Raw genomic sequence first — 22,833 nt, forward strand, 5'->3', positions numbered from 1 at the left:
AATAAAAAAAGTGGAGTGCTTCATGAAAACAACAATCAAGCTGGGCCTTATTGCGTCGTGTCTCACTGCCCCCTTTGCCGCTCAGGCCCTGGAGTTCGCCGGCTACCTGCGCAGCGGCGCGGGCACTTCGACCGGCAGTGGCAAACAGCAGTGCTTTCAATTACCGGGGGCGCAAACGAAATATCGTTTGGGGAATGAATGTGAGCAGTACGCCGAGTTGGAATTGCGCCAGGACCTGCTCACCCTGGATGACGGTTCGGTGTTGAGCGTCGATGCCATGGCGTCCCTCTACAACCGGTACGACCGTGCCCTGAAGTTCCAGGGCGAGGACAACGGCTCGGCACGTATGCCGCAGATGTATGCGCAGTGGTCCAACCTGCCCAGCCTCAATGGTGGTTCGCTGTGGGCGGGGCGGCGTTACTACAAGCGTAACGATATCCATATCTCCGATTTCTACTACTGGAACCAGAGCGCCACGGGCGGTGGCGTCGAGGACGTATTGATCGGCGACCTCAAATACAGCTACGCGATTTCCCGCAAGGACAATCTGTACCAGAAGGAATACGCCACCCGTCACGACTTCAACGTGGCGGGCTTCAAGACCAACCCGGGCGGTGAGCTGGAGTTCGGCTTGAGCTACATCGACAAAGCGGGTGGCCGCGACGCTCACAGCGGATGGGCGATCACGGCGCAGCATGTGCAAAAACCTTTCCTGGGTGGCAAGAACAAATTCGCCCTGCAATACGGTGAAGGCCCCGGCACCGGCCTCGGTTATACCGGCGATACGGCGCTGGACAAAAGCAGCAAGAGCTACCGTGCCGTGGAGTTTTTCGATTGGCAGGTGACCCCGCGTTTCGGCGGGCAGGTCGAAGCGGTGTACCAGAAAGACATCCGTCCCGGCAGCCAGGACCAGACCTGGATGTCCATCGGCGTGCGCCCGGCGTATGCGCTCAGCGAACAATTCAAACTGGTCACCGAGCTTGGCCATGATCAGGTCGAGGCCAGCGGTGGCACGCGCAAACTGAGCAAATTCACGTTTGCCCCGACCTGGTCGCCTAAAGGCCCGGACTTCTGGGCACGACCGGAGGTGCGCTTGTACTACACCTATGCAAGCTGGAACGAGGCGGCCAAGCGTGCGGCGAATGAACTGGCGGCGGGTTCGGCGTTGTCCGACACCGGCGCCTACGGCACGGCACGGCATGGCTCGAATGTGGGTGTGCAAGTCGAATACTGGTGGAAATAGCGTGGCCCCATGTGAGAGGGGGCTTGCTCCCGTTAGCGGTATATCGAGTGGCAAATGTGCAGGCTGAACCACTGCCATCGGGGGCAAGCCCCCTCCCACATTTGATTCCTGTCACTGATGGGATTAGCTCCCACCCAATGATTTTTAAAGAACCAGACAGCAGGTGAAGTCATGACCACAACTCAACCCCTGGAACTGCTGGCGCCCTTGTCCGGTGTCCTGCTGGCGCTGGATCAGGTGCCCGATCCGGTGTTTACCAGTCGCCTGATCGGTGACGGCCTGTGCATCGACCCGACCTCGCAGACCCTCTGCGCGCCGTTGGCCGGGGTGATCAGCAATATCCAGGACAGTGGGCATGCCGTCAGCGTGACCGACGACAATGGTGTCCAGGTGCTGCTGCATATTGGCCTGGATACCGTAAACCTGGCGGGGCAGGGCTTCAACCGACTGGTGCAGGAAGGCCAGCGGGTGCTGCCGGGGCAGCCGCTGATCGAATTCGATGCTGACTACTTGGCGCTCAATGCGCGTAGTTTGTTGACCCTGATGTTGGTGGTCAGCGGCGAACCCTTCACGCTCCTGGCTAACGGACAAGTGGAGGTGGGCCAGCCGCTGCTGCGGGTTTCAGCCTCTCAACCCGCTGATGAGGAGGTTGAAGAGGAGGGCGAGGCGCTGTTCTCCAAGCCGTTGACCTTGCCCAATGCCAACGGCCTGCACGCCCGCCCTGCGGCGGTGTTGGCCCAGGCGGCGAAAGGGTTCAAGGCGAGCATTTACTTGCACAAGCAAACCCAGAGCGCCAATGCCAAGTCATTGGTGGCGATCATGGCGCTGCAAACCGTACAGGGCGATACCTTGCAGGTGAGCGCCGCTGGCGAAGATGCCGAGGCAGCGATCAAGGCGCTGGTGACGTTGTTGAATGAGGGCTGTGGTGAGGCGGGCGTGGCGACGGTCGAGGTGGCTGAGCCGTCGGCGCCTGCGGCGTCATCGACAGTGCTGCGCGGCGTTTGTGCCTCGCCAGGGTCGGCGTTTGGCCAAGTAGTGCAGGTGGCCGAGCCTGAGCTGACGATCACCGAAGCCGGCGCTGGCGAAGCGCTCGAGCGCGCGGCCCTGGACCGTGGCCTGCTGGCGGCGACCGTCGCCCTGCAAAGGTTGCAAGACAACGCGACAGGCAGTGCCCAGGCCGAGATTTTCCGCGCCCACCAGGAGTTGCTCGAAGACCCGAGCTTGCTGGAACAAGCCCACGACCTGCTGGCGCAAGGCAAGAGCGCTGCGTTTGCCTGGCACAGTGCCACGGTGACCACTGGCAAATTATTCCAGGGCCTGGGCAGCACATTGCTCGCCGAGCGTGCGGCTGACCTGGCCGATGTCGGCCAGCGCGTCTTGAAGTTGATCCTCGGCATTCAGGACCGCGCCTGGGATTTACCCGAGCGCACGATCCTGATCGCCGAACAACTGACCCCTTCGCAAACCGCCAGCCTGGACACGCACAAGGTGCTCGGCTTTGTCACCGTCGGCGGTGGCGCGACCAGCCACGTCGCAATTCTTGCGCGGGCGTTGGGGTTGCCGGCGATCTGCGGCGTGCCGGTGCAGGTACTGGCGCTGGCCAACGGCAAGCAGGTGCTACTCGACGCCGACCAAGGCGAACTGCACCTGGAGCCGAACCTGGCTGAAATCGAACAGTTGGAAACGGCGCGCCAGCAGCAAGTGCTCAGGCGTCAGCGTGACGTGGCGCAGGCGGCTTTGCCGGCCACTACCCGCGACGGCCATCACGTCGAAGTCACGGCTAACGTCGCCTCGTTGCAGGAGGTAGAGCAATCCCTGGCCCTCGGTGGTGAGGGCGTCGGGCTGCTGCGTTCGGAGTTTCTGTACCTGGACCGCAACCGCGCACCGAGCCCGCACGAACAAGCCGGCACCTACGCCGCCATTGCCTGTGCCTTGGGCACCGAGCGCAATCTGGTGGTACGCACTCTGGATGTGGGCGGCGACAAACCATTGGCCTATGTACCGATGGACAGCGAGGCCAACCCCTTTCTCGGCTTGCGCGGTATTCGCCTGTGCCTGGAGCGCCCGCAGTTGTTGCGTGAACAGTTGCGCGCGATCCTTGCCAGTGCCGGTTTCGCACGCCTGCACATCATGTTGCCGATGGTCAGCCTGCTGTCGGAGTTGCACCTGGCCCGCACGATGCTTCAGGAAGAAGCGCTGGCGCTCGGGCTCACCGAGCTGCCGAAGCTGGGCATCATGATCGAAGTGCCGTCTGCCGCCTTGATGGCTGATGTGTTTGCGCCGCATGTGGATTTCTTCTCCATCGGCACCAACGACTTGACCCAATACACCCTGGCCATGGACCGTGACCACCCGCGCCTGGCCAGCCAGGCCGACAGCTTTCACCCAGCGGTATTGCGTTTGATCGCCACCACCGTCAAGGCCGCCCACGCCCACGGCAAGTGGGTAGGGGTGTGCGGCGCGTTGGCGTCCGAGGCGCTGGCGGTGCCGGTGTTGATTGGCCTGGGGGTGGATGAGCTGTCGGTCAGCGTGCCGTTGATCCCGACCATCAAGGCCACTGTGCGCGATCTGGACCTGGCTGACTGCCAGCTCATCGCCCGTCAGGTACTGGGCCTGGAAGAAGCCGCCCAAGTGCGTGAAGCCCTGCGCCTGTACCACACGGCTACCGTTGAAACCTCACCTGTTGTGGAGCACTGAGCATGTTCGAGAAAATACAGCGGGCGTTCTGGAAAGCCCTGACCCCGGATCTGATTGCCGAGACGGCCACTGCGCCGACGCAGAGTCTGTTGTCGGCCGAAGTGCTGAGCGCATTGGGTGGGGCCGATAACCTCAAGTCGCAGCAGCGTGTGGCGCTGACGCGGGTGCGGGTACAGTTGCAGGATGTGGGACGTCTGGATGAGACGAGGTTGAAGGCGGCGGGTGTGCCCGCCGTGATGGTGTTGGCGGGTGGGGTGGTGCATCTGCTCACCGGCTTATAACCAAGTGAAGATCCACCTGTGGGAGGGGGCTTGCTCCCGATAGCGGTGTGTCAGCCAGCCTATTCAAAGCTGATTCACCGCCATCGGGAGCAAGCCCCCTCCCACATGGCAGTTTGCAACGTTCTTATAGCTGCGGGGTGTCTTCCGGCGGCTTGGTTTTGTCGATACCCGGCACGTGCAGGTTGCCCTCGACCACCTGGTTGCCCTCCAGCTGCGGCTGGGTTACCCAGGTCAGGATGTCGTAGTAACGGCGGATGTTCGCCACAAAATGCACGGGCTCACCGCCGCGGGCATAGCCGTAGCGGGTCTTGCTGTACCACTGCTTCTGCGAGAGGCGCGGCAGCATCTTTTTCACATCCAGCCACTTGTTCGGGTTCAGGCCGTCGCGCTTGGCCAGGGTGCGCGCATCTTCCAGGTGGCCGGTGCCGACGTTGTAGGCGGCGAGGGCGAACCAGGTGCGATCGGGCTCGGCGATGCTGTCGTCCAATTCATCCTTGATTCTCGCCAGGTACTTGGCACCGCCCATGATGCTTTGCTTGGCGTCCAGCCGGTTGGACACGCCCATGGCCTGGGCGGTGTTCTGGGTCAGCATCATCAGGCCGCGCACGCCGGTCTTGGAGGTGACGGCCGGTTGCCAAAGGGATTCCTGATAGCCGATGGCCGCCAACAGGCGCCAATCGACTTTTTCTTCCTTGGCGTAGGTGCGAAAGTGTTTTTCGTACTTGGGCAGGCGCTGCTGCAGATGTTGCGCGAAGGTGTAGGCGCCGACATAGCCGAGCACATCGACATGCCCGTAGTAGCGGTCTTTCAGGCGCTGCAGGGTGCCGTTCTTCTCGACCTTGTCCAGGTAGCTGTTGATCTCGTTGAGCAGGCTGTTGTCATCACCCGCCGCCACGGCCCAGCTCTGGTTGCTGGCGTTGCCCAAGTCAAACGCCACGCGCACATTGGGGAAATACACCTGGTTCATCGCCACTTCGTTGGAGTCCACGAGGGTCAGGTCGATCTGGCCCTCGTCCACCATGCGCAGCAGGTCGACCACTTCAACGGCGTCGGATTCTTCGTATTCGATTGCAGGATTTTGCTTTTTAAGCGCCGCCAGTTGTTCGGCGTGGGTGCTGCCCTTGAGCACCATGATCTTCTTGCCGACCAGGTCAGCCGCGTTGGTCGGGCGCGACTGGCCGTTGCGGTAGATGATCTGCGGGGTCACTTCGAGATAAGGATGGGAGAACCGCACCTGTCGCTGGCGCTGTTCACTGCTGACCAGGCCGGCGGCGGCGAGCACCGGGCCTTTGGGTTTGCCCAGCTGGCCGAACAGGTCGTCGAGATTGTCGGCGGTCTCGATTTCCAGCTTCACCCCCAGTTCGTCGGCAAAGCGCTTGACCAGTTCGTACTCGAAACCGGTTTCACCGTTGCGATCCTGGAAATAAGTCGCCGGGCTGTTTCGGGTAACCACCCGCAACACACCATCCTCCTTGATTCGCTCGAGCGTGCTGGGTTTATCAACACAGGCGCTGAGCAGCAGGAAGAGTCCGGTGACGAAGAGCCATTTGGCGCATCGCTGGCGCAAAGCAGTTGGGGAGAACATTGGCGCAGTATACGCAAACGGCCCTCGGCGCCATATCTCGACAGCAGGGGACTTGTCTGCTAGCGCCCGTAAAACCGGGCTGCAGCCCGCAGAAACGCGGGTTGGCAAGGGTTTATGACGGTTAAAATAACTGCATGCGCGGCCCGGCAAAACGCCCCGGGAGCGTGCATTACCTGCCAACTGACGTTCGGCAGCGGCCGGCCGTAGCGTTTCGGGTGCCGTTGGCGGCGGTTTACGCTAGAATGCACGGCCTCAAAGCACACCCCCTTCCCGAGGCTGTCCCGAAGATGTTGATCCTGCGCGGCGCTCCTGCCCTTTCTGCCTTTCGCCACAGCAAACTCCTTGAGCAACTGAGCCAGAAGGTTCCAGCTGTTACAGGCCTGTATGCTGAATTTGCTCACTTCGCCGACGTTACCGGCGTCTTGACCGCCGACGAACAGCAAGTGCTCGCACGCCTTCTGAAGTACGGCCCCAGCGTTCCCGTTCAAGAGCCGACCGGCCGCTTGTTCCTGGTTCTGCCACGGTTCGGCACCATCTCGCCCTGGTCGAGCAAGGCCAGCGATATCGCCCGCAACTGCGGCCTTTCGAACATCCAGCGCCTGGAGCGCGGTATCGCTTTCTACGTCGCCGGCCAGTTCAGCGAGGCCGAAGCCGAGCTGATCGCCAGCAGCCTGCACGACCGCATGACCCAGATCATCGTCAGCCAGCTGGAACAGGCTGCCGGCCTGTTCAGCCATGCCGAACCCAAGCCGCTGACCGCGATCGACGTGCTCGGCGGTGGCCGTGCCGCCCTCGAGAAGGCCAACACCGAACTGGGCCTGGCCCTGGCCGAAGACGAGATCGACTACCTGGTCAACGCCTTCAACGGCTTGAAGCGCAACCCGCACGACATCGAACTGATGATGTTCGCCCAGGCCAACTCCGAGCACTGTCGTCACAAGATCTTCAACGCCAGTTGGGACATCGACGGCGAAAGCCAGGAAAAAAGCCTGTTCGGCATGATCAAGAACACCTACGTGATGCACAGCGAAGGCGTTCTGTCGGCTTACAAGGACAACGCCTCGGTGATCGTCGGCTCCGTCGCCGGCCGGTTCTTCCCGGACCCTGAAACCCGCCAGTACGGCGCGGTGCAGGAGCCGGTGCACATCCTGATGAAGGTTGAAACCCACAACCACCCGACCGCGATTGCCCCGTTCCCGGGCGCAGCCACCGGTTCCGGCGGCGAGATCCGCGACGAAGGCGCCACCGGGCGTGGCGCCAAGCCAAAGGCGGGCCTCACCGGTTTCACCGTGTCGAACCTGCAGATCCCGGGCTTCGAACAGCCGTGGGAAGTGCCGTACGGCAAGCCTGAGCGCATCGTCAACGCACTGGACATCATGATCGAAGGCCCGCTGGGCGGCGCGGCGTTCAACAACGAGTTCGGGCGTCCGGCGCTGACCGGCTATTTCCGTACCTTCGAACAATCCATCACCACCCCGCGTGGCGATGAAGTGCGCGGTTACCACAAGCCGATCATGTTGGCCGGCGGCATGGGCAACATCCGTGAAGAACACGTCAAGAAAGGCGAGATCCTGGTCGGCTCCAAGCTGATCGTGCTCGGTGGCCCGGCGATGCTGATCGGCCTGGGCGGCGGCGCCGCCTCCTCCATGGCCACCGGCACCAGCTCGGCGGACCTGGACTTCGCTTCCGTACAGCGCGAAAACCCGGAGATGGAGCGCCGCTGCCAGGAAGTCATCGACCGTTGCTGGCAGTTGGGCGACAAGAACCCGATCAGCTTCATCCACGACGTCGGCGCGGGTGGTCTGTCCAACGCCTTCCCGGAACTGGTCAACGACGGCGACCGGGGTGGCCGTTTCGAATTGCGCAATATTCCAAACGACGAGCCGGGCATGGCCCCGCACGAAATCTGGAGCAACGAATCCCAGGAACGTTACGTGCTGGCCGTTGGCGCCGAAGACTTCGCGCGCTTCCAGGCCATCTGCGAACGCGAGCGTTGCCCGTTTGCCGTGGTCGGTGAAGCCACTGCCGAACCGCAGTTGACCGTGACTGATAGCCACTTCGGCAACAGCCCGGTGGACATGCCGCTGGAAGTGCTGCTGGGCAAGGCCCCGCGCATGCACCGTTCGGCCGTGCGTGAAACCGAGCTGGGCGACGATTTCGACCCAAGCCCCCTGGACCTGGCCGACAGCATCGAACGCGTGCTGCACCACCCGTCCGTGGCAAGCAAGAGCTTCCTGATCACCATCGGCGACCGCACCATCACCGGCCTGGTTGCGCGTGACCAGATGGTCGGCCCGTGGCAAGTTCCGGTGGCCGACGTTGCCGTCACCGCCACCAGCTTCGACGTCTACACCGGTGAAGCCATGGCCATGGGCGAGCGTACCCCGCTGGCCCTGCTGGACGCTCCGGCGTCGGGGCGCATGGCCATTGGCGAAACCCTGACCAACCTTGCCGCGTCGCGCATCGGCAAGCTGTCCGACATCAAATTGTCGGCCAACTGGATGTCCGCTGCCGGTCACCCGGGTGAAGATGCACGTCTGTACGACACGGTTAAAGCGGTCGGCATGGAACTGTGCCCTGAGCTGGGCATCACCATCCCGGTGGGCAAGGACTCCATGTCCATGGCCACCCGCTGGAACGAGAACGGTACGGACAAGAGCGTCACCTCGCCGTTGTCGCTGATCGTCACCGGCTTCGCACCCGTGACCGACATCCGCCAGACCCTGACCCCGCAACTGCGCATGGACAAGGGCACCACCGATCTGATCCTGATCGACCTGGGCCGTGGCCAGAACCGCATGGGTGCCTCCATCCTGGCGCAAACCCATGGCAAACTCGGCAAGCAGGCCCCGGACGTCGATGACGCCGAAGACCTGAAAGCCTTCTTCGCCGTGATCCAGGGCCTCAACGCCGACGGCCACTTGCTGGCTTACCACGACCGTTCCGACGGTGGCCTGCTGACCAGCGTTGTCGAGATGGCCTTCGCCGGCCACTGCGGCCTGAACATCGTGCTCGACAGCGTTGCCGAGGCGGCGGCTGAAATCAACGGCATCCTGTTCAACGAAGAATTGGGCGCGGTGATCCAGGTTCGCCAGGACGCTACCCCGGATGTCCTCGCACAGTTCAGCGCCGCCGGCCTGGACGACTGCGTGGCGGTGATTGGCCAGCCGGTCAACAACGGCGAAATCAATATCTCCTTCGATGGCGATACGGTGTTCTCGGGTCAGCGCCGCTTGCTGCAGCGCCAGTGGGCCGAGACCAGCTACCAGATCCAACGCCTGCGTGATAACGCCGACTGCGCCCAGCAGGAATTCGACGTGATCCTGGAAGAAGACAACCCGGGCCTGAGCACCAAGCTCAGCTTCGACGTCAACCAGGACATCGCCGCGCCTTACATCAAGAAAGGCATCCGCCCACAAGTTGCCGTACTGCGTGAGCAAGGCGTCAACGGCCAGGTGGAAATGGCGGCTGCGTTCGACCGTGCCGGCTTCAATGCGATCGACGTGCACATGAGCGACATCCTCGCCGGTCGCGTTGACCTCAATGAGTTCAAAGGCCTGGTCGCCTGCGGCGGTTTCTCTTACGGCGACGTGCTGGGTGCCGGTGAAGGCTGGGCCAAGTCGGCCTTGTTCAACAGCCGTGCCCGCGATGCGTTCCAGGGCTTCTTCGAACGCAACGACAGCTTCACCCTGGGTGTGTGCAACGGTTGCCAGATGATGTCCAACCTGCACGAGCTGATCCCGGGCAGCGAGTTCTGGCCGCACTTCGTGCGCAACCGTTCCGAGCAGTTCGAAGCCCGTGTCGCCATGGTGCAGGTGCAGGAATCCAACTCGATCTTCCTGCAAGGCATGGCCGGTTCGCGTATGCCGATCGCCATCGCTCACGGTGAAGGCCATGCCGAGTTCGCCAGCGAAGAAGCCTTGCTTGAAGCCGACCTGTCCGGTTGCGTGGCCATGCGTTTCGTCGACAACCACGGCAAGGTCACCGAGGCCTACCCGGCCAACCCGAACGGCTCACCGCGCGGGATCACCGGCCTCACCAGCCGCGACGGTCGCGTCACCATCATGATGCCGCACCCGGAGCGTGTGTTCCGCGCCGTGCAGAACTCGTGGCGTCCGGAAGAGTGGAACGAAGACGGCGCCTGGATGCGCATGTTCCGCAACGCCCGCGTGTGGGTGAACTAAGGCTGTGTACAAGCTCGCCTTCTTTGTGCCCGCCAGCCACGTGGAGACGGTAAAAAACGCCGTCTTCGCCGCAGGTGGCGGGCGCATCGGCAACTACGACAGCTGCGCCTGGCAAGTGCCGGGCCAGGGCCAATTCCGCGCGTTGGACGGCAGTCAGCCGTTTATCGGGCAGGTGGGCCAGGTTGAAGTGGTTGAAGAGTGGAAGGTTGAGCTGGTGGTGGCGGATGAGTTGATCGTGGCTGTCGTGGCTGCGCTCAAACTCAGCCATCCGTACGAAACGCCGGCGTATGAGGTGTGGCAGTTAGCGGATTTTTGATTCGCACGCTGCATAAACAAGAAACCCGCTGGGCCAGTTTGGTCAGCGGGTTTTTTGTTGACGGTGAAATCCCATCGCCGGTGCTTAATCTGGCTTTTGACATCGACGGTTCACACCTTTTTCCACTTGTCGGAATACCTCGCGCACCTGTTAACTTTGACAGTTACGGTAGGAGTTCCAGTCATGTTTACTAGCTTTTCATCTAATGGAAAGGAGAAGTGACATGTCAGTTTCTATCATCAGAGTCGCCGATGGGGGAACAGCCATCCCGAACCCCGGCACGACGCCTGCTAGAACGCTCAGAATTGTCGGAGAGTCAACGGTGGCCAATCAATACATCAAGATCACTGATGGCGTTGGCGGGCCCGTTCTAGTGATTTCCAAGGAACCTGTGAATGGTGATTTTTCTCTCGAAGTCTCTAACCTGAAGGCAATGACTTACAATTTCGTGGCTTCGACGCGAGGTGATACACATCATTCGGCGCCATGGGTGGTGACAGTAACGTAGCCACGACCACTGATCATTCCTACCCGTGTGGGTGGGAATGATCAGCTGTCGCCTGAGAAGCTAAGCTCTTGCGTTGACTACACGGCCACTGACCAAGCGTTCCAGTGCCTCACCCAATCCTGAAGCTTTGTCACCAATCAGCAAGTGCCAGATACCGCTATCGAGTTGGCTCACGCCTTGGCAACCCAGCGCAGTCAGGTCCGTTTCCGATAACACTGAATCATCCCCCAACTCCACCCGCAACCGCGTCATCGCCACCGTTTCCAACTGCCGCACATTGGCCCGACCACCCAGCGCATTCAACCATTTCTCGGCTTCCTGCACATTCACCGTCATCGGCTTATCCACAGGCACAACGCTCACCGGCGTATTGGGCACAAACGACGGCATGGCCAGGCGAATCTCATCGGCGATGCTGTCGGCCATCGGCCCGACCACCACCTGCAAACTCCCACCGTTGCCCGGCCGCACGACAGCCATGGCGCCCAGCGCTTTGAGTTGCGCATCCACCGCCTTGTTGCGATCCACCATGTCCAACCGCAGGCGCGTGGTGCAGGCGCCGACGCTCAGCAGGTTCTCTGCGCCGCCCAGGGCCTGGATGTAAGCCGTAGCGCGTTGGTTGTCGCTCATGACCTCGGCCTGCACCACCTGGATATCTTCACGCCCTGGCGTCTTCAGGTTGAACCGACGAATGCAGTAATTGAACACGCTGTAATAGATCAGCGCGTAGGCCAGGCCCACCGGGAACACCAGCCAGCCGTTGGTGGACTTGCCCCAGCCCAGCACCATATCGATAAACCCACCGGAGAAGGTAAACCCGAGGTGGATATTCAGCAGATTGGTGACCGCCATCGACAGGCCGGTCAGCAGCGCATGGATCAGGTACAGGAACGGCGCCAGGAACATGAACGCGAATTCAATCGGCTCGGTCACCCCGGTCAAGAACGAGGTCAGTGCCATCGACAGGAAAATCCCGCCCATGACTTTACGGCGTTCCGGCAGTGCATTGCGGTACATCGCCAGGCAGGCGGCAGGCAGGCCGAACAGCATCACCGGGAACATGCCGGTCATGAACTGGCCACCTTTGGGGTCGCCGGCGAAATAGCGGGTAAGGTCGCCGGTCACGACCGCACCGGTGGCCGGGTCGGTAAAGCTGCCGAACACAAACCACGCCATATTGTTGAGGATGTGGTGCAGGCCGGTGACGATCAGCAGGCGGTTGAACACGCCGAACACAAACGCGCCGAGGCTGCCACTTTCCATCAGCAGCACGCCAAAACTGTTGATGCCATGCTGGATGGGCGGCCAGATCAAGCCAAAGATCACGCCCAGCCCGACCGCACTGAACCCGGTCACAATCGGTACGAACCGTCGTCCACCGAAGAACGCGAGGTACTCCGGCAGCTTGATGTCCTTGAAGCGGTTGTACAGCCCGCCGGCCATCAAGCCGCTGGCGATCCCGGCGAGCATGCCCATGTTGATGCTGGTGTCCATCACCTTGAGGGTGGAGATCATCACAAGGTAACCAATCGCGCCGGCCAGGCCCGCGGTGCCGTTGTTGTCACGGGCAAAGCCTACCGCAATGCCGATGGCGAAGATCAGCGCCAGGTTGGCGAAGATCGCCTGACCGGCGTCGTGCATCACCGCGATATTCAAAAGATCGGTGTCGCCCAGGCGCAGCAAGAGGCCGGCGATCGGCAAGATCGCAATCGGCAGCATCAGGGCACGGCCCAGGCGTTGCAGGCCTTCGATAAAGTGTTGGTACATGGCGTGTCTCCTTTTTTCTTGTTGTTGTCAGCTCAGCGGCCAGTGGTGTTGACAGGCTTGGCGAACCGCCCTGGCGCTGCTCAGGTCGAGCAGGCCCTGGCTCAGTTGCCGGCATTGCGCTGCGTCCAGGTGCCGGACGCGGTCCTTGATTTCGCCGATCTGCAGCGGGCTCACCGACAGCTCGCTGACCCCCAGGCCGACCAATACCGGCGTGGCCAGCGGGTCGGAAGCGAGGGCGCCACACACACCCACCCAACGCCCATGCCGGGCCGCGCCGGCACAGGTCTGGGCGATCAATCGCAGCAGGGCCGGGTGCAAGGCGTCGACCCGGGCGGCGAGGCCGGCGTGGTCGCGGTCCATGGCCAGGGTGTATTGGGACAGGTCGTTGGTGCCGATGGACAGGAAGTCCGCGTGCTCGGCCAGTTGTTCGGCCATCAGCGCAGCGGCCGGCACTTCGATCATCACCCCCAGTTCCGGGCGCGTGGTCAGTTCCAACGTTGTGCATAACTCATCGAGGCGCTGGCGAATCTGCAGCAGTTCGTCGACTTCGCTGACCATCGGCAACAGGATGCGGCAGCGTCCCAACGGGTTGACTTGCAGCAAGGCGCGCAATTGCTGGTCGAGCAATTCGGGGCGCGCCTGCGCCATGCGGATGCCGCGCAGGCCCAGCACCGGGTTGGCTTCCACAGGCAGCGGTAAATAGTCGAGCTGCTTGTCGCCGCCCACATCGATGGTGCGGATAATCACGGACTTATCGCCCATCGCGTCGAGCACGGCTTGATAGGCTTGGCGTTGTTCCTGCTCATCCGGCGCGGTGCGGCGGTCAACGAAGAGGAACTCGGTGCGCAGCAGGCCGACGCCGTCGGCGCCGTTTTCAAACGCCACCTGGGCCTCGGCGCTGGAGGCGACATTGGCGGCAATTTCAATGCGTACGCCATCGGTGGTGCATGCCGGTTCCCGGGCCTGTGCCTGTTGTTGCTGGCGGCGGCGTTTTTGTGCGTCGCGAATCTGGTGCACTTCGGCGTGGCGCGCTTCGCTGGGCGCCAGTTCCAGGCGGCCGTTGGCGGCGTCGAGCACGACGCGTTGGCCTTGCGGCACGTCGAGGACTTCACTGCCCAGCGCGACCACACACGGCAGCCCCTTGCCACGGGCCAGAATGGCGACGTGGGAGGTGGCGCCGCCTTCAGCCATGCAAATGCCGGCGGCGTTCTGCGCAGTCAGTTGCAGCAGGTCGGATGGCGTCAGCTCATGGGCGCTGACAATCGCGCCGGCGGGCAGTTCGAAATGCCAGGCTTCGCCCAGCAGCGCACGCAGCACACGTTGCTGCAAATCGCGCAGGTCGTTGGCGCGCTCGGCAAACAGCGGCTTGCCCAGGGCCAGCAGTACGGCACATTGCGCCTGGATTGCGTCGCGCCAGGCGTGGGTGGCGGCGCTGCCCTGTTCGATGGCGGCAGTGGCGGCTTCCAGCAGGGCCGGGTCTTCGAGCAGGGCGAGGTGGGCGGCGAAGATGTCTTCTTCTTCGATGCTCTTGCGCTGGCGGGCGTGGTCCAGCGTACTGCGGATTTCACCGCGTACCTGCTCCAGCGCAGTGTCCAGCCGGCGCAGTTGTTCACTGGCGATGTGATTGCCGGTATCGTGCGGCAGTTCGATGCCGGCCAGGCGGAACAACGGCCCGCAGACCAGCCCCGGCGCGGCGCATACGCCTTGCAGTACGCCGGCTTCGGTGTTGGCCCGACGCGGCGCGGCGACGGCTGGCGCGTGGTGCTCCTCTTTAATGCTGGCGGACAGGGCGGCGACCAACGCTTGCACAGCCGCCTCGGCGTCCTTGCCACGACAGGTCACCTGCACCTCATCGCCTTCGCCGATGCCCAGCCCCAACAAGCCGATCAGGCTGTCACACGCGGCGTATTTCTCGCCGAAGCGCAGATGGGCGGTGCTGCTGAAGCCCTGCGCGGTCTTGCGGATCAACGCAGCAGGGCGGGCATGCAAACCGCCACGGTGGGTAATGCGTACGCTGGCGCTGGCCTCCAAGGCGCAGTTATCCACAGCCGTTTCAAGCGCTGACGTCGAGCGCGCGGTGATCTGCAGCAACGGCTGGCCGACCTCAACGGTTTGCCCTGCGAGCGCGCGTAGTTCAAAACGCTCGCCATTGGTCAGAATGATCAGGCTGACCAGGCTTTTGCACTGGCGCGCGATGCGGTCCAGATCAAACTGCACCAGCGCCTGGCCCAGTTTCACCCGTGCGCCGTTTTCAACCAACAGCGCAAAGCCTTCGCCATTGAGTTCTACCGTGTCGATGCCCACATGCATCAAGATTTCGGCGCCGTTCTCGGCACGGATCGTCAGTGCATGCCCGGTGCGGGCCACGTGGATGATCACCCCGTCACACGGCGCGTGCAGGCGATCATTCAGCGGGTCGATGGCAATCCCATCGCCCATGGCGTGGCTGGCGAACACTTCGTCGGGAACGTTGCCCAGGCTCAGCACCGGTCCGCTTAAGGGGGCGCTGAGGGTCAATGCATTATTGTTGTTGGACATGGACACGGTACTCATCAGGAAAACGGTGCACACCACTCAGTGGGTGCGGGTAACTTTGCTCAGGTGACGCGGTTGGTCCGGGTCCATGCCCCGCGCCACCGCCAGGCCGGCGGCCATCACGTAAAAGCTCTGGATCGCCAGGATCGGGTCCAGGCTCGGGTGTTCGGCGCGACTCAGGGTCAGGTCGCGTTCGCCGATATCATCCGGCGCGGCCAGCAACACGCGGGCGCCGCGCTGGCGCATATCGGCGGCCAGGCTCAGCAGGCCGGCCTGTTCGGCGCCGCGGGGGGCAAACACCAGCAAGGGGTAGTTCTTGTCGATCAACGCCATCGGCCCGTGGCGCACTTCGGCGCTGCTGAAGGCTTCGGCCTGGATCGCCGAGGTTTCCTTGAGCTTGAGCGCGGCTTCCTGGGCGATGGCAAACCCGGCACCACGGCCGATCACCATCAGTTGCCGGCAGTCGCGCAGGGCGTCTATCGCCAGGCTCCAATCCTGCTGGGCGGCGGTACGCAGCTCGTCCGGCAAGGCGCGGCAGGCTTGCAGCAAAGCCTCTTCCTGGTTCCAGTGGCCGATCAGCAGCGCGCTGGCGCTCAAGGTGGCGATAAAGCTTTTAGTCGCGGCAACGCTTTGTTCCGGCCCCGCGCACAGCGGCACGTGGAATTCGCAGGCGGCCTCCAGTGGCGAGCCCTCGGCGTTGACCAGCGAGATGCTCAGGGCGCCGCGTTTGCGCAACAGGCGCAGGCTGTTGACCAGGTCCGGGCTTTGCCCCGACTGGGAAAAACCGAACGCCACCTGGCCGCTGACCTTCAATGGCGCCTGCAACAAGGTCACCACCGACATCGGCAACGACGCCACCGGGATACCCACGTGCTGCATGGCCAGGTAGGCAAAGTAACTGGCGGCGTGGTCCGAGCTGCCGCGGGCGATAGTCATCGCCACTTGCGGCGGCTGGCGGCGCAGGCGGCCGGCGATTTCTTCCAGCAGCGGATCCAGGCGCTGCAGTTGCGCCGCGACGGCGTCACATGAGGCCAGGGCCTCTTCAAGCATTTTTGAAGTCAATGGTTTCTCCTTCGACCATTACGTCGGTCAGATGCAGGGAGCGGTCCAGGCGCACGCAGTCGGCAAAACTGCCGGGTTGCAGGCGACCGCGTTCTTCCAGGCCCAGGTAGTCCGCGGGAAACTGCGACAGGCGTTGTGAGGCTTCGCTGATCGGCAGGCCGATTTTCACCAGGTTGCGCAGTGCCTGATCCATGGTCAGGGTGCTGCCGGCGAGGGTTCCGTCGGGCAGGCGCACACCGCCCAGGCATTTGGTCACGGTGTGGCTGCCCAGCTTGTATTCGCCGTCGGGCATGCCGGCGGCGGCGGTGGAGTCGGTGACGCAGTACAGGCATGGGATCGCACGCAGCGCCACGTGCATGGCGCCGGGGTGGACATGCAGCAGGTCCGGGATCAATTCGGCGTACTTGGCGTGGGCCAGCGCCGCACCGACGATGCCCGGCTCGCGGTGATGCAGCGGGCTCATGGCGTTGTACAAATGGGTGAAGCTGGTGGCCCCGGCGGCGAGGGCGGCGACGCCTTCTTCGTAGCTGCCCAGGGTGTGGCCGATCTGCATGCGTACGCCGCGCTCGCTGAGTGCGCGGATCAGCGCGTCATGCCCGGCGATTTCCGGGGCGATGGTGATCACGCGGATCGGCGCCAGGCGCAGGTAGGCTTCCACTTCGGCCATCAGCGCGGTGTGGGCGAAATTGGGTTGGGCGCCGAGTTTTCCTGGATTGATGTAGGGGCCTTCCAGGTGTACGCCAAGCACTCGGGCGGCGCCTGTCGGGCGCTGCTCACAGAACGTGCCGAGCTGGCCCAGCACGCGAGAGATTTCGTCTACCGGCGCAGTCATGGTGGTGGCCAGCAGCGATGTCGTCCCAAATCGCACGTGGGTGCGGGTGATGGTCTCGAAGGCGTCGCTGCCTTCCATGATGTCAGCGCCGCCACCGCCGTGTACGTGCAGGTCGATAAAACCTGGTAGCAGGTACGGCAAATCGTTTTGCGCCGGGTCGCACGGCGTGCCTTCGACGGCGATCACCTTGCCGTGTGCGTGCACCAGGCGGCCGCGAATCCAGCCGCCGGGCGTGAGGATATTGTCTTCGGACATGGGCAGTTCTCTAAGGCCGCAACTCGGCGGCGAAGTCATACCTGCGCAGCTCGGCTACGAAGTCGTAGTAGTCGTTGCGGCAGTAGGTGTCGGTGATTTCAATCGGCGTGTTATCGGCGGTGTAGCCGACCCGAGTCATCAGCAGCATGGCGGTGCCGGGGGCAATGCCCACCAGCCTGGCGAACTCGTCCGATGCGTTGATCGCCTGGATATGTTGCAGAGCACGCACGATGGGTTTGCCGATGCCTTCGAGGTATTCGTACAGCGAATTGCCGATGGCCTGCGGTTGCGGCAGCACCGAGGCTGGCATCGCGGTCATTTCAATTGCCATTACGGTGTCATCGGCTTTGCGCAAACGCTTGAGGCGCGCCACTTTGTCGGTGGGCGACAGGCCCAGGCGGATCAGCTCTTCGTGGGTCGGCGGGGTGATTTCGCGTTCCAGCCATTGGGAGCTGGGCACAAAGCCCTTGAGCCTTAACATTTCGCTGAAGCCCGATAGGCGTGACAGCGGCTGTTCCAGGCGCGGGGTAATAAAGGTGCCGGAGCCCTGGCTACGGCGGATCAGGCCCTGGGCCAGCAGCACCTCCAGCGCTTTGCGGGCGGTGACCCGTGAGAGGCCCAATTGCTCGCTGAGGACGCGTTCCGATGGCAACGCCTGCTCGGATTTCCACTGGCCGGCATGGATCGCCGCTTCCAGGTTACGCGCCAGTTGCAGGTACAGCGGCGTGGATTGTTTGTCGTCGGGGCGCAGGGTCTGGATGGCATTCATCTTTCAGGTGTCCGATGCGGTTATTGGAGTGTTGTCGCCCGGTATTGGCCGGAAATTAATACCACTTAAATACCATGTCAATGCGCCAAAAACAGTGCAAACCACGGTTTTAAGGCCATGTAATGGGGCTTTGTATGAAGTGGTATTAGAGAGGTCTTTACCGCGTGCAGAACGGCGCAGCGCGGCGCGGTGAACTGGTATTCACCGGCAGGCGCTGTAGGGGGGCAGGATTTTTTTCGAATTATTTTACAAACGGTGCGAGATTACGGACGAATCTCGATCAGGGTGCCATCTTTGACCAGGTTCCAGACTTCGCGCATGTCCACGTTGCGCATGCCGATACAACCGTCGGTCCAGTCCAGCGTGTGGAACAACTGCTCCGGGTAGTCCTCGCTGTCGGGAGTGCCATGGATCATGATCATGCTGCCCGGTTTCACCCCTTCACGGCGGGCGCGGGCGGCGTCGCTGATGTTGGGGTAGGAAATGTGCATCGACAGGTTGAACTTGTCGCTGGTCTTGCGCCAGTCGATCCAGTAGAGGCCCTCCGGCGTGCGGCGGTCGCCCTCGATCAGCTTGGCACCCTTGGGGTTGCGGCCCAGGGAAATGCGGTAGGTCTTGAGAGGCTTGCCGTCGTTGATCAACTGCAACTGACGGGCAGACTTGAGCACCAGGATTTTTTCGACCGGCTTGCCGCCGATGATTTCCACCGTGGAGGCCGAAGACAACGTAGCGAATGACAGGCAGATAACAGCGAGCAACCAACGCATTGAAACGGTTTCCATTGTGGACGATGCCGCCTTGAGTGTTATTTGGCCGGTGGCTTCATGGGCGGCACCGACTCGCTGCGCACCGGGAATACGTGTTGGCGGCGGTCAGCGAAGAAGCATTCTAAGGTACGCCCGACCGTGCGGAAAGCCAGCTCTGACCAAGGGATCTCGGCTTCATCGAACAGCTTCACTTCAAGGCTTTCGGGGCCTGCGGCAAAATCCAGGTCGAGCAGTTCGGCGCGGTAGAAGATATGCACCTGGCTGATGTGCGGCACATCGATCAGGGTATAGATGCACAGGTTGCGTACGCGGGCGCAGGCTTCCTCGAGGGTTTCACGCATGGCCGCCTGCTCCACGGTCTCGCCGTTCTCCATGAAGCCTGCGGGCAGCGTCCAGTAGCCCAGGCGCGGCTCGATGGCGCGGCGGCACAGCAGCACTTTGTCGCCCCACACCGGCACCGTGCCGGCGACGATATTGGGGTTCTGGTAGTGAATGGTCGAGCAGTGGTCGCATACATAGCGCAGGCGGCTGTCGCCTTCGGGAATGCGCTGGGTGACCGGTTTACCGCACTGGCTGCAGAAGTTCATGCTGGGGTTCCTGGAGAGTGGGCCTATCTTGGCTTGGCGGGCAGGGCCCTGCAAGTTGTCGTTTCGCGACATGCACCGGGTTTTGGGGTTGGGTGCCTGCCCGCTTTGGTGCATGATGCAAGGTAGCCAACAGACCGAGATGACTCATGCTGGACGAGCTACTTCGCCGGGTAAGCAATCACACTCCCCACACGCTTGAGACTGACGGGCGTTTCCCCGAGGCCGCCGTGCTGGTGCCGATTACCCGCAGTGACGAACCGGAGCTGATCCTGACCTTGCGCGCCAGCGGCCTGTCGACCCACGGCGGTGAAGTGGCTTTTCCCGGTGGGCGCCGCGATCCGGAAGACCCCGACCTGATCTTTACCGCGTTGCGCGAAGCCGAAGAAGAAATCGGCCTGCCACCTGGTCTGGTGGAGGTGATCGGGCCGTTGAGTCCATTGATTTCCCTGCATGGCATTCGGGTCACGCCCTACGTCGGGGTGATCCCGGATTACGTCGAATACCTGGCCAACGATGCCGAGATCGCCGCAGTCTTCAGCGTGCCCCTGGAGTTTTTCCGCCAGGACCCGCGCGAACATACCCACCGAATCGATTACCAGGGACGCAGTTGGTACGTGCCCAGTTATCGGTTTGGCGAATACAAGATCTGGGGCCTGACGGCGATCATGATTGTCGAACTGATCAACCTGCTGTACGACGACGCCCAGATCAGCCTGCACCAACCCCCCAAGAGTTTCATCAACACCTGAGCCACCGCTTGAGTGGCAACGCCGTGAGGACACACCATGAAATACCGCCTGGGCGAAGCCCGCGTCGAGACCCATCCCCACAGCTGGGTGGCGCCCAATGCCACGCTGGTGGGCAAGGTCAAGCTGGAGGAGGGCGCGAACGTGTGGTTCAACGCGGTATTGCGTGGCGACAACGAACTGATCCTGATCGGCAAGAACAGCAATGTGCAGGACGGCAGTGTGATGCACACCGACATGGGCTACCCGCTGACCCTGGGCACCGGCGTGACCATCGGCCACAACGCCATGCTGCATGGCTGCACCGTCGACGACTACAGCCTGATCGGCATTAACGCGGTGATCCTCAATGGCGCCAGGATCGGCAAGCATTGCATCATCGGGGCCAACTCGCTGATTGGCGAAGGCAAGGAGATTCCCGACGGCTCGCTGGTGATGGGCTCGCCGGGCAAGGTGGTGCGTGAGCTGACCGAGGCGCAGAAACGCATGCTCGAAGCCAGTGCCGCACACTATGTGCATAACGCGCAACGCTATGCGCGTGACCTGGTCGAGCAGGCAGAATGAACCCCGTTGAACGCCCCGTCGCCTCACCGTGCGTGAGCATTTGTGCACTGGATGATGATGATATTTGCACCGGCTGCCAGCGCACCGTGGATGAAATCACCCGCTGGAGCCGCATGGACAATGCCGAGCGGCGGGTGGTACTCGGGCTGTGCCATGAGCGGGCGAAAGCGAGTGGGTTGGTGTGGATGATGCCCGGCAAATCCGGCGCCTGGTAGATCGCTTTCGCGAGCAAGCCCGCTCCCACATTTTGACCGCGTTCCTACAGGATGAACACAGTCAACTGTGGGAGCGGGCTTGCTCGCGAAGAGGCACTCCCAGACGATATGTCTTTATTTGTGTACCCTGTGTGGCATTACCCACAGGTCCCTTCCCATGCTTTTCCTGATCGCCTACATCAGCAGCGTCGTGCTGATCAATTTCGCCTTTTCCACCGCCCCGCACCTGGATGTCATCTGGTCCGCCTGGGGTGGCCTGGTGTTTATCCTGCGCGACATGGTGCAGACGCGCTTTGGTCATGGCGCGATCGTCGCCATGCTGGCGGCGCTGGTGCTGTCATATGTGACGTCCGACCCGGCGATTGCCCTGGCCAGTGCCACGGCGTTCGCGGTGTCCGAGTGTATTGACTGGCTGGTGTTCACCATCACCAAGCGCCCCCTCCACGATCGCCTGTGGATAAGTTCGGCGCTGAGCATTCCGCTCGATACCTTTATTTTCTTCGGCCTGATTGGTGCGCTCACACCGGCGGTGGTGGGGACGGCATTGGTGTCGAAATTTGCCGGGGTCACGGTGGTGTGGCTGGTCATGGCGTGGCGCCTGCGCAAGCGTGCCGTCGCCAACTGAGGCCAATTTTTACAGTTCATGTAAAATGCCGGCCTTTCTCCCCCATGATCCGCTCCCCTGAGGACCTGAGATGACCCGAATCGGAACTCCATTGTCGCCAACCGCGACCCGCGTTTTGCTGTGTGGCTGCGGTGAGCTGGGCAAGGAAGTGGTGATCGAGCTGCAACGCCTGGGCGTTGAAGTGATTGCCGTGGATCGCTACGCCAACGCGCCGGCCATGCAGGTCGCCCATCGCAGCCATGTGATCAACATGCTCGACGGCGCGGCCCTGCGCGCAGTGATCGAGGCCGAGAAACCGCACTTCATCGTGCCGGAAATCGAAGCCATCGCCACCGCCACCCTGGTGGAACTGGAGGCCGAAGGCTTCACCGTGATCCCGACCGCGCGTGCCACCTCGCTGACCATGAACCGCGAAGGCATCCGTCGCCTGGCCGCCGAGGAGCTGGACCTGCCGACCTCGCCGTACCACTTCGCCGATACCTTCGAAGACTACAGCAAGGCCGTCCAGGACCTGGGCTTCCCCTGCGTGGTCAAGCCGGTAATGAGTTCGTCGGGCAAGGGCCAGAGCCTGCTGCGCAGCACTGACGACGTGCAGAAAGCCTGGGACTACGCGCAAGAGGGCGGGCGCGCCGGCAAAGGCCGCGTGATCATCGAGGGTTTTATCGACTTCGACTACGAAATCACCTTGCTGACCGTGCGCCACATCGGCGGCACGACCTTCTGCGCGCCGGTTGGCCATCGCCAGGAGAAGGGCGATTACCAGGAATCCTGGCAGCCGCAAGCGATGAGCCCGATTGCCCTGGCGGAGTCCGAGCGTGTCGCCAAGGCGGTCACCGAGGCGCTGGGTGGGCGTGGCCTGTTTGGCGTGGAGTTGTTCATCAAGGGTGATCAGGTGTGGTTCAGCGAAGTGTCGCCACGCCCCCATGACACTGGCCTGGTGACCCTGATCTCCCAGGACCTGTCGCAGTTCGCCCTGCACGCGCGCGCCATTCTGGGCCTGCCGATCCCGTTGATCCGTCAGTTCGGGCCTTCGGCTTCGGCGGTCATCCTGGTGGAAGGGCAGTCGACCCAGACCGCATTCGCCAACCTGGGCGCCGCACTGAGCGAGCCGGACACGGCGTTGCGACTGTTCGGCAAGCCAGAAGTGAATGGTCAGCGCCGCATGGGTGTGGCGTTGGCGCGGGATGAGTCGATTGAAGCCGCTCGGGCCAAGGCGACCCGTGCTTCCCAGGCTGTGGTTGTAGAGCTGTAATCGCGTACAGATCGTTCCCACGCTCTGCGTGGGAATGCCTCTT

The 22,833-nt window shown here is 62.5% G+C and carries 19 protein-coding genes; 11 read left to right on the forward strand and 8 right to left on the reverse strand.

Features of this window, described 5'->3' with window-relative positions; translation table 11 throughout:
* The first annotated feature begins 22 nt into the window (after positions 1-22).
* The 3 genes from ACQRBV_RS12975 (at position 23) to ACQRBV_RS12985 (ending at position 4,221) form a co-directional block, all read left to right on the forward strand.
* Positions 23-1,243, forward strand: coding sequence for a maltoporin (locus ACQRBV_RS12975; protein ID WP_411984811.1), 1,221 nt, complete (start codon positions 23-25; stop codon positions 1,241-1,243).
* A 171-nt stretch (positions 1,244-1,414) separates the two neighbouring features.
* Positions 1,415-3,940, forward strand: a complete 2,526-nt coding sequence (ptsP, locus tag ACQRBV_RS12980; RefSeq protein ID WP_411984810.1) for a phosphoenolpyruvate--protein phosphotransferase — start codon at positions 1,415-1,417, stop codon at positions 3,938-3,940.
* 2 nt (positions 3,941-3,942) lie between these two features.
* Positions 3,943-4,221, forward strand: a complete 279-nt coding sequence (locus ACQRBV_RS12985) for a PTS glucose transporter subunit IIB (protein WP_411984809.1) — start codon at positions 3,943-3,945, stop codon at positions 4,219-4,221.
* 124 nt (positions 4,222-4,345) lie between these two features.
* Here the strand turns inward: ACQRBV_RS12985 and mltF are convergent, their stop codons facing one another.
* Positions 4,346-5,806, reverse strand: coding sequence for a membrane-bound lytic murein transglycosylase MltF (mltF, locus tag ACQRBV_RS12990; RefSeq protein ID WP_060754293.1), 1,461 nt, complete (start codon positions 5,804-5,806; stop codon positions 4,346-4,348).
* A 287-nt stretch (positions 5,807-6,093) separates the two neighbouring features.
* Between mltF and purL the strand changes: the two genes are divergently transcribed.
* From purL to ACQRBV_RS13005, 3 genes are all read left to right on the forward strand, one after another.
* Positions 6,094-9,990, forward strand: a complete 3,897-nt coding sequence (gene purL, locus ACQRBV_RS12995; RefSeq protein ID WP_060754292.1) for a phosphoribosylformylglycinamidine synthase — start codon at positions 6,094-6,096, stop codon at positions 9,988-9,990.
* A gap of 4 nt (positions 9,991-9,994) precedes the next feature.
* Positions 9,995-10,306 carry a hypothetical protein gene (locus tag ACQRBV_RS13000; protein WP_060754291.1) on the forward strand — a complete coding sequence of 104 codons (312 nt, stop codon included), beginning with the start codon at positions 9,995-9,997 and terminating at the stop codon, positions 10,304-10,306.
* 223 nt (positions 10,307-10,529) lie between these two features.
* Positions 10,530-10,814, forward strand: coding sequence for a hypothetical protein (locus ACQRBV_RS13005; RefSeq protein ID WP_060754290.1), 285 nt, complete (start codon positions 10,530-10,532; stop codon positions 10,812-10,814).
* A 60-nt stretch (positions 10,815-10,874) separates the two neighbouring features.
* Here the strand turns inward: ACQRBV_RS13005 and nagE are convergent, their stop codons facing one another.
* The 7 genes from nagE to ACQRBV_RS13040 form a co-directional block, all read right to left on the reverse strand.
* Positions 10,875-12,581, reverse strand: coding sequence for an N-acetylglucosamine-specific PTS transporter subunit IIBC (gene nagE, locus ACQRBV_RS13010; RefSeq protein WP_411984808.1), 1,707 nt, complete (start codon positions 12,579-12,581; stop codon positions 10,875-10,877).
* 27 nt (positions 12,582-12,608) lie between these two features.
* Positions 12,609-15,119 (reverse strand): phosphoenolpyruvate--protein phosphotransferase, encoded by a 2,511-nt coding sequence (gene ptsP, locus ACQRBV_RS13015; RefSeq protein WP_104994729.1) that lies wholly within the window; start codon positions 15,117-15,119, stop codon positions 12,609-12,611.
* A 36-nt stretch (positions 15,120-15,155) separates the two neighbouring features.
* Complete coding sequence (locus ACQRBV_RS13020) at positions 15,156-16,178, reverse strand: SIS domain-containing protein (protein WP_104994728.1); 1,023 nt, start codon at positions 16,176-16,178, stop codon at positions 15,156-15,158.
* Positions 16,159-17,265 (reverse strand): N-acetylglucosamine-6-phosphate deacetylase, encoded by a 1,107-nt coding sequence (gene nagA, locus ACQRBV_RS13025; RefSeq protein ID WP_060754286.1) that lies wholly within the window; start codon positions 17,263-17,265, stop codon positions 16,159-16,161. The genes ACQRBV_RS13020 and nagA overlap by 20 nt, the downstream gene beginning before the upstream one ends.
* A 10-nt stretch (positions 17,266-17,275) precedes the next feature.
* The gene (locus tag ACQRBV_RS13030) at positions 17,276-18,034 is read right to left on the reverse strand and encodes a GntR family transcriptional regulator (protein ID WP_060754285.1); all 759 of its coding nucleotides are present in this window, start codon (positions 18,032-18,034) and stop codon (positions 17,276-17,278) included.
* 263 nt (positions 18,035-18,297) lie between these two features.
* Positions 18,298-18,801 carry a L,D-transpeptidase family protein gene (locus ACQRBV_RS13035; protein ID WP_060754284.1) on the reverse strand — a complete coding sequence of 168 codons (504 nt, stop codon included), beginning with the start codon at positions 18,799-18,801 and terminating at the stop codon, positions 18,298-18,300.
* A 38-nt stretch (positions 18,802-18,839) separates the two neighbouring features.
* Entirely contained in the window at positions 18,840-19,388 is a 549-nt protein-coding gene (locus ACQRBV_RS13040; protein ID WP_060754283.1) for an NUDIX hydrolase, read from the reverse strand.
* Between the two features lie 146 nt (positions 19,389-19,534).
* Between ACQRBV_RS13040 and ACQRBV_RS13045 the strand changes: the two genes are divergently transcribed.
* The 5 genes from ACQRBV_RS13045 to purT all read left to right on the forward strand — a co-directional run bounded on the left by ACQRBV_RS13045 (position 19,535) and on the right by purT (position 22,790).
* Positions 19,535-20,137: a CoA pyrophosphatase gene (locus ACQRBV_RS13045; RefSeq protein WP_060754282.1), complete on the forward strand. Its 603-nt coding sequence runs from the start codon at positions 19,535-19,537 to the stop codon at positions 20,135-20,137.
* Between the two features lie 36 nt (positions 20,138-20,173).
* Positions 20,174-20,698, forward strand: coding sequence for a gamma carbonic anhydrase family protein (locus ACQRBV_RS13050; protein ID WP_104994727.1), 525 nt, complete (start codon positions 20,174-20,176; stop codon positions 20,696-20,698).
* Entirely contained in the window at positions 20,695-20,913 is a 219-nt protein-coding gene (locus tag ACQRBV_RS13055) for a DUF1289 domain-containing protein (protein ID WP_411984807.1), read from the forward strand. The genes ACQRBV_RS13050 and ACQRBV_RS13055 overlap by 4 nt, the downstream gene beginning before the upstream one ends.
* 157 nt (positions 20,914-21,070) lie before the next feature.
* The gene (locus ACQRBV_RS13060) at positions 21,071-21,538 is read left to right on the forward strand and encodes a VUT family protein (protein ID WP_090368762.1); all 468 of its coding nucleotides are present in this window, start codon (positions 21,071-21,073) and stop codon (positions 21,536-21,538) included.
* Positions 21,539-21,608: 70 nt separating this feature from the next.
* Positions 21,609-22,790: a formate-dependent phosphoribosylglycinamide formyltransferase gene (purT, locus tag ACQRBV_RS13065; RefSeq protein ID WP_019817237.1), complete on the forward strand. Its 1,182-nt coding sequence runs from the start codon at positions 21,609-21,611 to the stop codon at positions 22,788-22,790.
* Positions 22,791-22,833: the final 43 nt, after the last annotated feature.

The sequence above is a fragment of the Pseudomonas sp. R11F genome, assembly GCF_050312575.1.
In the GTDB taxonomy this organism is placed as follows: Bacteria; Pseudomonadota; Gammaproteobacteria; order Pseudomonadales; family Pseudomonadaceae; genus Aquipseudomonas; species Aquipseudomonas palleroniana.

What these genes read in the sequence shown, in the direction of transcription:
- ACQRBV_RS13055 (WP_411984807.1), top strand. Translation starts at nt 20,695, where the DNA reads ATGAACCCCGTTGAACGCCCCGTCGCCTCACCGTGCGTGAGCATTTGT.
- ptsP (WP_411984810.1), top strand. Translation starts at nt 1,415, where the DNA reads ATGACCACAACTCAACCCCTGGAACTGCTGGCGCCCTTGTCCGGTGTC.
- ACQRBV_RS13030 (WP_060754285.1), bottom strand. Translation starts at nt 18,034, where the DNA reads ATGAATGCCATCCAGACCCTGCGCCCCGACGACAAACAATCCACGCCG.
- ACQRBV_RS13060 (WP_090368762.1), top strand. Translation starts at nt 21,071, where the DNA reads ATGCTTTTCCTGATCGCCTACATCAGCAGCGTCGTGCTGATCAATTTC.
- purT (WP_019817237.1), top strand. Translation starts at nt 21,609, where the DNA reads ATGACCCGAATCGGAACTCCATTGTCGCCAACCGCGACCCGCGTTTTG.
- ACQRBV_RS13040 (WP_060754283.1), bottom strand. Translation starts at nt 19,388, where the DNA reads ATGAACTTCTGCAGCCAGTGCGGTAAACCGGTCACCCAGCGCATTCCC.
- ACQRBV_RS13045 (WP_060754282.1), top strand. Translation starts at nt 19,535, where the DNA reads ATGCTGGACGAGCTACTTCGCCGGGTAAGCAATCACACTCCCCACACG.
- ACQRBV_RS13050 (WP_104994727.1), top strand. Translation starts at nt 20,174, where the DNA reads ATGAAATACCGCCTGGGCGAAGCCCGCGTCGAGACCCATCCCCACAGC.
- ACQRBV_RS13005 (WP_060754290.1), top strand. Translation starts at nt 10,530, where the DNA reads ATGTCAGTTTCTATCATCAGAGTCGCCGATGGGGGAACAGCCATCCCG.
- nagE (WP_411984808.1), bottom strand. Translation starts at nt 12,581, where the DNA reads ATGTACCAACACTTTATCGAAGGCCTGCAACGCCTGGGCCGTGCCCTG.
- ACQRBV_RS12975 (WP_411984811.1), top strand. Translation starts at nt 23, where the DNA reads ATGAAAACAACAATCAAGCTGGGCCTTATTGCGTCGTGTCTCACTGCC.
- ptsP (WP_104994729.1), bottom strand. Translation starts at nt 15,119, where the DNA reads ATGTCCAACAACAATAATGCATTGACCCTCAGCGCCCCCTTAAGCGGA.
- ACQRBV_RS12985 (WP_411984809.1), top strand. Translation starts at nt 3,943, where the DNA reads ATGTTCGAGAAAATACAGCGGGCGTTCTGGAAAGCCCTGACCCCGGAT.
- purL (WP_060754292.1), top strand. Translation starts at nt 6,094, where the DNA reads ATGTTGATCCTGCGCGGCGCTCCTGCCCTTTCTGCCTTTCGCCACAGC.
- mltF (WP_060754293.1), bottom strand. Translation starts at nt 5,806, where the DNA reads ATGTTCTCCCCAACTGCTTTGCGCCAGCGATGCGCCAAATGGCTCTTC.
- nagA (WP_060754286.1), bottom strand. Translation starts at nt 17,265, where the DNA reads ATGTCCGAAGACAATATCCTCACGCCCGGCGGCTGGATTCGCGGCCGC.
- ACQRBV_RS13035 (WP_060754284.1), bottom strand. Translation starts at nt 18,801, where the DNA reads ATGCGTTGGTTGCTCGCTGTTATCTGCCTGTCATTCGCTACGTTGTCT.